This is a genomic window from Syntrophales bacterium (genome assembly GCA_030655775.1).
GTDB lineage: Bacteria > Desulfobacterota > Syntrophia > Syntrophales > JADFWA01 > JAUSPI01.
Genome location: JAUSPI010000013.1, coordinates 1 through 8,817 on the forward strand (window position 1 = coordinate 1; position 8,817 = coordinate 8,817).

The following is an 8,817-nucleotide window of genomic DNA, read 5'->3' on the forward strand; positions in this document are numbered from 1 at the left end:
TTCCCTGTTGATTGCCTCGGCTTCCATGTCTTGTTCTCGCTCCCAATTTGTTTTATAATCGCTCCCAGTTTTTCCATGTTGACCCCCATAATCTCTTTGTTCCCACGTTCTTATTGTTGCTTTCCAGTCTTTCATTTTATTTTTGCCAACCATCCAGCCGTTGCTTTTATAGTGATCAATAAACATTTGTGGGTTGACTTGATTTTTTCTTTCTTCACAATAAATAGATATTTCTTCAATAGTGGGTATTATAAATCTTTTATTCTTATCATTCTTTACATTCTTATCATTCTTGTTAGTTGTCACCTGTTTGTCACCTGTTTGTCGGTGCTTTGTCACCTGTTTGTCGTTTTGTTTGTCGTTTTGTTTGTCGTGTGTTTGATAAGTGTCCCAGTTTAATATGGTTATTAACCTTCCAGTCTTTGTCGATTCACTTGTTAGAAATTGCCACTTAGCAAATTTGTCGAGCGCAGTTCGGGTATTTCTGATTGTCACTTTTTTAGCACAGAGGTTCTTTATACTGTCCAGTGATGTTATAAATTGACCAGGTTCACAGGTGAATGTTTTACCACCCCACTCCCACGTTTTTGGTGCATGATTTACAAGCAAAAGTAGCGCAAAAAATATATCTCTCTGGATAGATGTTAAAGACCTATACATGTCTGATTCCAGAGTTTTACGCCAAACCTTGATATATCCCCGATGCATTTACTGTACCTTAACCAAAAAAAGGAACTCAACAGCAGGCAGGGTAAAGGGTGATGAAGCCCTTGCCGGAAGTCCGGCGCCCGCTATTGAATTCCTTTTAAAATTTAAAGTTAAATTTATCATCGTTGCTTACCCTACCACCACCATAAAACCTATTTACCCGCATTGCAACACTTATTTCGATTTATTTTCCTCACCCTACGCTTCCAATTCCTGACCACTTTCCCGTCCATAGCTATCCAAAACGTAATCACGGAACGCAGCTGTGATCGCTTGATTTCTATACCGAGTTTAAAAATCCAGACCTGTATGCTTAAAATTGCAGTACCTCTTGAGACAGTCTTTTAATCCCCATTTTTATATATTTCTCATTCAATTCAATCATTACTGCGTTCCGGTTTAGTTTTTTAGCTACATAAGCAGTTGTCATACTTCCACCAAATGGGTCAAGTACAGTATCCCCTATTTTACTTCCAGCTTCAATACATGGAGTTATTAAGGCAGCAGGGAATACGGCAAAATGGGCCTCTTTATAGGGCTTGGTGGCTACTGTCCAGACGGAGCGTTTGTTGCGGTGTGTTTCCTGTTTTGCCTTATCGGATCCCAAATATTTACTCATGTGATTTTGTGTGCCGTTCACATATCCCCTTTCCTGATTTCCATTCCATCCCGATTGATTCCTTTTAATGCTTGACTCTTGGAGTTCTTCTTTTATCGCCTCCGCATCATAAAAATACTTCCCATTCTTGCTCATAAGAAATATATACTCATGGCTTTTTGTCGGCCTGTCCGTTACTGATTCGGGCATGGGGTTCGGCTTCGCCCATATAATATCAGCCCGGAGCCACCAACCGTCCGCTTGGAGGGCAAAGGCAACACGCCAGGGTATGCCGATTAGGTCTTTGGGCTTAAGGTTTAACTTGACATTTCGGGACGGGGTGGTTAAATTAGGGTATGCCAAGTAAGAAGAAGATTTGTCCAACCTGTCAAGGATTGATGCACCCGAAGGCGAATCAGTGCCGAAAGTGCAATCCTGCCTACATCCGTACCCCCGCACACAGGGCGTTGATGTCTGTCCGCACAATGGGCAGGAAGCATGATTATCCTTCTGCAAGCACAAATCCTGATGTTGCACAAAAGATAAGCCTGTCATGGACTCCTGAAATGAAAGAGGCTGCTCGTCTTCGTGGTCTTTTAAATTCGCAGAATCAGGAATGGCGTTTAAGGTGTGGGCTGCCAGGATCAATGAACCCGATGTGGGAAAACGGTCGGTCTGTAATTCCTTATGCTCGTGGTTGGTCTCGGAAGGTAAAAGAGCTTGCATGGGAACGGGCAAATCACCATTGCGAGATTTGCCAATCAGATAAGCCTTGCGACACACATCACAAAGACTTTCGCAAAGAGAATCACGACCTTGATAATCTTCAGGTTCTTTGTCGGAAGTGTCATAAGCATTTACACGTTGTACACCTCCACGAGAAGCCGATTTACTCAAACCCGGATTAGCATGATCAGGGGTGTGCGCGCCTCCGCTTCCAAAATACGAATCTCCGAGGTTTAAAAATAACGTACCGTCCTTTTTAAGCACTCGTCGGACTTCACGGAAGATTTGCACAAGATGTTTGACATATAATTCAGGAGTAGGTTCAAGCCCGAGGCATCCAAGCCAGGCGCCGCAAAGGTGGCAGAATGAATTGTTAACAGGTTCGTCTCTGCCGATTGCTCCAACATTTGTTTTTTGTTTAATACCTGCCGTTAAGTCTGTGTTACGAACATAAGTGTTGTCAATCCACTCATGCACGCACCCCTCTTTGGCATCCCAAATCACAGGTGGTAAATCGTAATCCCTCAATCCCCAATACGGAGGACTCGTCACGCACAGCTGTATTGATTCAGCTTCCATGTTTTTCAAAACTTCCGGGGCATGGCCACAAAAGATTGAAATTCCTGCATGGTCGTAAATTGGCTTCATTTCTCCTCAGCAAACACAATCAAACACTTCGGACAATACACGGAGATTAAACTTTCCCCGGCGTCCAATTCGTAATCAATAGAAACATCTTTAAATCTCTTTAATGCCTGTGACTTGCCGGGCATATAGTATCGTACACGTTTAACTTTTACGGTTTGGCAGAGGGGGCAGTAGTCGTTTTTGTATTTGTCGAGATGATCCTGGAACCATTCGGTTGCTGGTTTATCCTTCACGTTTGCCCCTTAATTGCCATCATGATTTCAAAAGCGATTTGCGGCACTATCGCATTTCCCAAAGCCTTCAATCTGTTAACTCTGTCCAGTTTTCGGGGTACCCCATCATCCACTCGACAAAGGCGGGTTGCAACTTCAAGCCAGTTTTTTGACCAGTCTGGTTCTTTGTCGCTCCCACTTCGATCAGGCTGTCCAGACAATCGTATGGGTTGTCCGGGTTCGCACCCTTGTAATCCCTCGCCGCCGGTGTCGGCAGCATGGCAATCTTGTCCGCTATGTTCATACTGTGGCTCGTATTGTTTTTTGATAACCGTCTGCCCGTTTCCGTCAGTTCCGCTTGCGGGTGTTCCACATCCTGTCCTGTTGGTGTCGGGAGCATCGCAATCTGGTCTCTCAACTTGTAATGAGCGTTCACTCCCGGACGGATTTCCATTATTCCGCCCTCGCATTCTACTGTTGACGGGGTTTTGAGCATAAGCGGTAACGATGTTATTGCTGTCGCAATGTTTGCTCCCCACTCCCTTCCATCTTTCGCTATTCGATTCACTCCGTGAAATTGTTGTGCATTCATTTCGATTTCGTTTGCTTTCGGAGTTGGCAATAAAGGATGGTTGTAGCTGTCCGATAATCCACACCCTATCCCTTCTGTGCGGGGCGTTAACGGCGCAAGCTGGAATAATAAATATTTGGACGGAATAGCCACACGCTTCGAGGTCATCGAGGATTGAAATAAGGACGCTTGTCGTTCCACAATCTTCTCCTCCAGCAAAGGTTTCATCTTCCATGTCAGTTTCACTATCTTGCTGTTCCATGTTCTTGATGTTAACAATACCTCCGACATTTTCACCAATAATCCATTCGGGATTTGTCTCTTGAATGACTCGTAGCATATACGGCCAGAGGTGGCGGTCATCTCCCGTTCCTTTTCGCTTTCCAGCACAACTGAAGGGTTGGCAGGGGAATCCGCCTGTGAGGATAAAAGGTCGCTCATTAATTCGGGGTTCGCCAATGTGAAATTCACCGCACCTTTTTTCTTCCAGCTCTCGCTCGTTTTCTTTTGAATATAATCGCTCTCTTGTGGTGTAGGTAAAAGTCTTGATGTCATCATGTATCGGTACTCCCTTAAAGTTCTTCGCCAAAACCTTCTGGCAAAATTTATCTATTTCAACAAACTGAACTGTCTCAATCCCCGCCCATCTTGCGGCTAATGCGAAGCCGCCTATACCCGAAAAAAGGTCGATGTGTTTCAACTCTTATGCTCTCCCCTCTCTACCCTCTCGCACCGATCCTTCCACAGTTCGTTTTCACGTTCAAGACCTTCGCGGATCGCTTCGAGTTGTGCAATTCTTTCGTCACGGGGGTCTGGTGGGTCATCTGGAAAATTGTCAAGTAGTGCTCTTAGGTTTTTTCCTTCCATTATTCCTCCTTATCTGTTAAATAATTCTAAGAGTTCTTCGGGAGTGTCAACTCCAAATCCTGACATAGTTTCACAAACACATCCCTCTTGGAACAGGTTGTCGTTATCAAGAAATGAATCTTCAAACTCGGCAGTAAGTTGGTCGCATGTTTCACAATACCAAATTACATAAATTTTTCTATTATTAACAATGGTTTGAGTAATCATCTCTGTACCAGCCTCAAATTTTCTAAGACATGTAAGGCATTGGTGAGGCTTTCTTGTCTTAATTTTCTTGGTTTGTAATATGTCCATTATTCCACCTTATTCCATCATTATCCACCAACACTTATCACCGTAAATCACATTGCCATCATCAAGGGTTATTCGTACACGGCCATCAATCTTTTCAGCTAACCCTTCTTTCCCGATATGTGGTTTACTTTCTTCTGGGGTATTGGCGAGATACTTCCCAACCTTGTATTCAAGCCCACACATGTCTACTATTTTAGCTCTTAGTGGATACATTACTCTACCTCCGGATTTTTTGTTGAGCTGGCAGTGGCGTAGTATTTGGGAGTCCCGGGAGATGTTGCGGGTTTGTCCCTCCATGTCCTCTCACGACCGCAATGCATACAGAACCGATCAGACTCGTTCCCCGGGAAAGTTTCCCACCCCTCACATCTAAACATGCTGTCACAGACAACCTTTCCTGAAAGATTGTCTTTTACCGCTTCAATCAGGGCGTTTAACTTGGCTTCTGTTTTCATTTTGCCTCCATTAACCTTTCAAACCCCTTAACTTGTCGATAATCAGCCTCATTTCATTTGCTTTGATGAGGAACGAATCTTCTACATAGGCCATGCTTTGACCTAAGGCCATGCGTTGCTCATTTTCAAATCTCATTCCCTGTACCTCAATGGCAATTACTTGGCCTTCGGCCACCAATGCTTCAAACTCAAATGCTCTGTTTTCGTTTTTCATCTTGCCTCCAGTTCTTTTAAATAACCGCTTAATAGTTTTATGATTTCATCTCGAAAGTCTATATTGTGATAGCCCTGAAATGTGTCTATCCCCATTTGGTGTACTCCAGTTCTTCCTGTATGATGTTCGGCACACAGCGGAATACCCAAATAATCAGAGCCCCCGGCCCCCACTGTCTTAGTGTGATGACAAACTATATCGCCAAAGCAGTCACCATTCCCACACAAGCAGGCTTGTTTTTTAATCCAATCCTGATACTTTTTGCTTTTAATTCTGATCGGTTTTAGTATCATGCTTCCTCAATCGTTACCGGGTATAGGGCTTCAACCATCTTCTTTTTCATTATATATTCAGGGGTTCGAAATCCCTTAACATCTACAAAATGAACCGTGCCGTCTCTCCAAAACTCTTGAAAATCAACCCGATATTTCACATTACCCGGAAGATCGAATGGGACTTGTCTCAAAAAGAAAACGAGCTCTCCAAGTTTCTGAAACATCTTCAATTTTTGATAATATCCAGCTTCTTTCTTTGACTGGAACTTAATTCCGTCAAGTTCTGTTGGAATTGCTTTAAATTTGTGCAGATGAAAGTTTTTCACTTACCCTCCTCCGGTGGTTCTGGTAGTTCGCCTTCCCGATCAGGCATCCAGTGTGTTACGTCGTCACAAAGATATCCCCTGTCACCGTAAAAACAATCAAATACAGCACCTACCGCAAATTCATCATTTTCTACTTTCTTATATTTTCCCCTAAATACACCAAGAGGTTTGAAATAGTAGACTACTTCTTGCTGGTCTGTTGGTAGTTCATCTTTTATGTTGATCCAATTCATTTCTTTTGCTCCTCTATCTCCAGCAAAGTCTCATCTCTTCAAATAACATACTCCCCCATATCGTTGGAATGTATCGAAATATTATTGAGAAATAAATTGAGCTTATCATTCTTATAAAAGTCAAATATCTGCTGTCCTCGTTCTTCTGGTGTTCTTAAATCAACTTCGGATAATGGCATACAAGACCTATGCAAAAACAAGTCTCCCCGAATACCACCCTTGCGCCGGGTCGCTTCATCGAAGTTGCAAGCATCTGTAAATTCATTGCTGCTTAAATTTCTCCATTCATTCTGTGAGTGATACGGACAACCAACACAAGAGCTTTTCGGCACAACAATATTATAATTCTCATGTAACCACTTCATGCAGTCCATTCTCGACATCGGCTTCCATTCCAAAAGAGGGAACCTCATAACCGCCATTCTATCTCTTTTTCTTGTAAACATTCTCTGTGCTTCATCGGTTGAAATTCCTATCCATTGTTCCACGCAATCTTTTGGTGCCCATTGTTTTGGCTTCAGACCAAGCATTTTCCGAATCTGTTTTTTAATAGGAACTATTTTGTGGTCTGCGGTGCATTGTCGTCTTAACATACCAACATTTCCGTTGGTTTGCTTGGTAAAAAACGGAATACTTCCCATTCTTTTCTTATCACATGGGCCAATAAAATTATGAGATTCTAACAGCTTATCCTTTAGATTACCACTATCCACCACAATAACAGGTATCCCATGCTTCCCGGCTTCTATCTTCAACCATTCAAGATGCATATAGGTTACCGCTGTTTCCCATCCAGTATCAGCAAAGATAGCCGCATCCGGCTTCGGCAACTCACCCTTGCACGCCATTAACAAAATTGTACTGGATTGAACGCCTGCACCTAATGATAATATACGCAATTTATAGCTCACATCTTTCCCCGCATGGTCTCAAAAAATGACTGAAGTCTGTATAAATGGCTATGTTCTGCCCGTGGTAGTTGCGTAGATATGTATCGTGTAGGGCGTTATCCCAAAAGGGGATTGACAGGCAAGAGGGGATTAGGACAAAAATGATGATTAGGATGTGTCTCATCTTCTACGCCTCCCCTTAAATAATCAAGTCCCTCGGTGGTAAATCAAGGGCTTTAGCTATCCTCGTTATTACCCTCAATGTCTTGGCTTGTTTAATAGCCAACTCCACCGCCTGCCTCGTTTTATACTTCGGCTTGCACATGGCACCCAGCTTATCAAGTGTCAAGCCCCGCCGGTTCATTTCAGATTGAATTAGTTTAGTATTTATCTTCATGGCGGTAAAATAGCATCATTTTATCCTACTGTCAACAAAAATATTATTCTATTTAAGTGTGTGATTTATCGAGAAAATGAAAGAAAGTTGGGATGTATCAAAAAAAAGACTTGACAAACAAATTCCCTTTGTATATGTTTGGGACACTCAATCATTTATACCAAGTCAACTCGCTATGGCGAATGTTGCAATGTACGGTGAGAGGGTAGCGGAACGAGGAAACGATCTTTGAACTTGGCTGGCTCTGGAATGTGTCATTTAAATGTACAAGGTTTAGTGCACCTACTATAACGCATGACACTTATTTAAGATAGTACCCGGAGCCAGCTATTGAAAAAAGGAGGCAAAAATGCTAAGAGGATTTATAGGACAATCAGGATTAACGGAAACTTATCAGACTGATTTTCCTGCTACAACAAAATGTTGCCGGTGTAACGGAGAAGCCCGACATGGGTTTACTATTAGGGAAGAATTTGCCGAAACAGCAAAAGAAATGGTAGCGGACTTACACCCTAACGAGGGGAAGGGTGGATATTGGTTGCATGATTGCTGCGCCGTAGCTATTTATTTCTGCCGCGAGTGCCTACAACCTACGGCTCTTTATAATCAGGCATAACGCTAAAAAATAACCCGCGCCGTAACGGACAAGCGGAAAACCTCAGCCCGATCTCGGCGTCGGGTTGATTGAATGATCATCTTGGTTTTAAGGAGGGGATATGGCAAAGAGAATGCAACATTGTCACTGGTGTGGGGAAGAATTAGGCATTTACGACGCTTTTGGTGAAATAGAATCATGTGGCAAACCCGAATGTGATAGGAGTCAAAGAGAAGCCTACAGAGAACGAGAAGAGTATATAAGAGAACAGGCAGAGCGGGACAATTATGATCAGTACAGATATGATCATTACAGATAACGCCCAAGGTTAGCTATTAACAAGTTTTTGAGGGGGGAAGCTGGCGAGAAACGCTAAAGTGATTACACACATTTCAGGGTGCCATAAGAAAGTACCAGCCCTGATATAAGGACGGAGTCGGCTTAAATTGGGCAGTCCAGCAGGTAGCCAATCCTGCCTTCCCCATTAAAGAAAGGAAGAATGAAGGGAGGTGATAACGGATTTAGACTTGGTTACGCTTCCTAAAAGCGAGCGGCAAGGTAGTAGTAGGACAAAATAGTGGCGGGGGCTGGCTACGGTCAGTCCCCACAATAAAGGAGGAGGTCATGGGAGAATATTTCACCAAAGAACAAATGTTAGCAGTTGAAAAAGCTTTGGCGAGGATCGCCACAGTGGGCGTAGATGTCGTGACACATTCTGATGCTGACAGACAGAGACGAGTGTTTTTTAATAAGGCCCGTCTTTGGGGTGTAGTTAAGCAGATAATCTCCGTGCTGTATATTGACGGAT

The 8,817-nt window shown here is 43.2% G+C and carries 15 protein-coding genes; 2 read left to right on the forward strand and 13 right to left on the reverse strand.

Translation table 11 applies throughout. The features are described 5' to 3' along the window. The 13 genes from Q7J27_00475 to Q7J27_00535 form a co-directional block, all read right to left on the reverse strand. Positions 1-306 (reverse strand): hypothetical protein (locus Q7J27_00475; protein MDO9527615.1); only part of this gene is annotated, 306 nt, incomplete at its 3' end. A 715-nt stretch (positions 307-1,021) separates the two neighbouring features. Beyond that, entirely contained in the window at positions 1,022-2,680 is a 1,659-nt protein-coding gene (locus Q7J27_00480) for a DNA methyltransferase (protein ID MDO9527616.1), read from the reverse strand. After that, entirely contained in the window at positions 2,677-2,913 is a 237-nt protein-coding gene (locus Q7J27_00485) for a hypothetical protein (protein MDO9527617.1), read from the reverse strand. The genes Q7J27_00480 and Q7J27_00485 overlap by 4 nt, the downstream gene beginning before the upstream one ends. A gap of 67 nt (positions 2,914-2,980) precedes the next feature. Next, entirely contained in the window at positions 2,981-4,021 is a 1,041-nt protein-coding gene (locus Q7J27_00490; protein MDO9527618.1) for a hypothetical protein, read from the reverse strand. Positions 4,022-4,159: 138 nt separating this feature from the next. Further along, entirely contained in the window at positions 4,160-4,330 is a 171-nt protein-coding gene (locus tag Q7J27_00495) for a hypothetical protein (GenBank protein MDO9527619.1), read from the reverse strand. Positions 4,331-4,339: 9 nt separating this feature from the next. Beyond that, positions 4,340-4,624: a hypothetical protein gene (locus tag Q7J27_00500; GenBank protein MDO9527620.1), complete on the reverse strand. Its 285-nt coding sequence runs from the start codon at positions 4,622-4,624 to the stop codon at positions 4,340-4,342. Between the two features lie 9 nt (positions 4,625-4,633). After that, entirely contained in the window at positions 4,634-4,837 is a 204-nt protein-coding gene (locus Q7J27_00505) for a hypothetical protein (protein ID MDO9527621.1), read from the reverse strand. Then, positions 4,837-5,079, reverse strand: coding sequence for a hypothetical protein (locus Q7J27_00510; GenBank protein ID MDO9527622.1), 243 nt, complete (start codon positions 5,077-5,079; stop codon positions 4,837-4,839). Before Q7J27_00510 ends, Q7J27_00505 begins: the two co-directional genes overlap by 1 nt. Before the next feature lie 10 nt (positions 5,080-5,089). Then, complete coding sequence (locus tag Q7J27_00515; protein ID MDO9527623.1) at positions 5,090-5,293, reverse strand: hypothetical protein; 204 nt, start codon at positions 5,291-5,293, stop codon at positions 5,090-5,092. 289 nt (positions 5,294-5,582) lie between these two features. Further along, the gene (locus Q7J27_00520; protein MDO9527624.1) at positions 5,583-5,894 is read right to left on the reverse strand and encodes a DUF1064 domain-containing protein; all 312 of its coding nucleotides are present in this window, start codon (positions 5,892-5,894) and stop codon (positions 5,583-5,585) included. After that, a complete protein-coding gene (locus Q7J27_00525) occupies positions 5,891-6,127 on the reverse strand; it encodes a DUF551 domain-containing protein (protein MDO9527625.1) in 237 nt (78 codons plus the stop codon). Before Q7J27_00525 ends, Q7J27_00520 begins: the two co-directional genes overlap by 4 nt. 38 nt (positions 6,128-6,165) lie before the next feature. Then, positions 6,166-7,038, reverse strand: a complete 873-nt coding sequence (locus Q7J27_00530; protein MDO9527626.1) for a hypothetical protein — start codon at positions 7,036-7,038, stop codon at positions 6,166-6,168. A gap of 178 nt (positions 7,039-7,216) precedes the next feature. Next, positions 7,217-7,414, reverse strand: a complete 198-nt coding sequence (locus tag Q7J27_00535; GenBank protein MDO9527627.1) for a hypothetical protein — start codon at positions 7,412-7,414, stop codon at positions 7,217-7,219. Between the two features lie 716 nt (positions 7,415-8,130). On the opposite strand from Q7J27_00535, the gene Q7J27_00540 reads away from it, so the two are divergent. Together Q7J27_00540 and Q7J27_00545 are read left to right on the forward strand one after the other, a co-directional pair. After that, entirely contained in the window at positions 8,131-8,328 is a 198-nt protein-coding gene (locus Q7J27_00540) for a hypothetical protein (GenBank protein ID MDO9527628.1), read from the forward strand. 305 nt (positions 8,329-8,633) lie between these two features. Beyond that, the coding region (locus Q7J27_00545; GenBank protein MDO9527629.1) for a hypothetical protein at positions 8,634-8,817 on the forward strand (184 nt) is incomplete at its 3' end.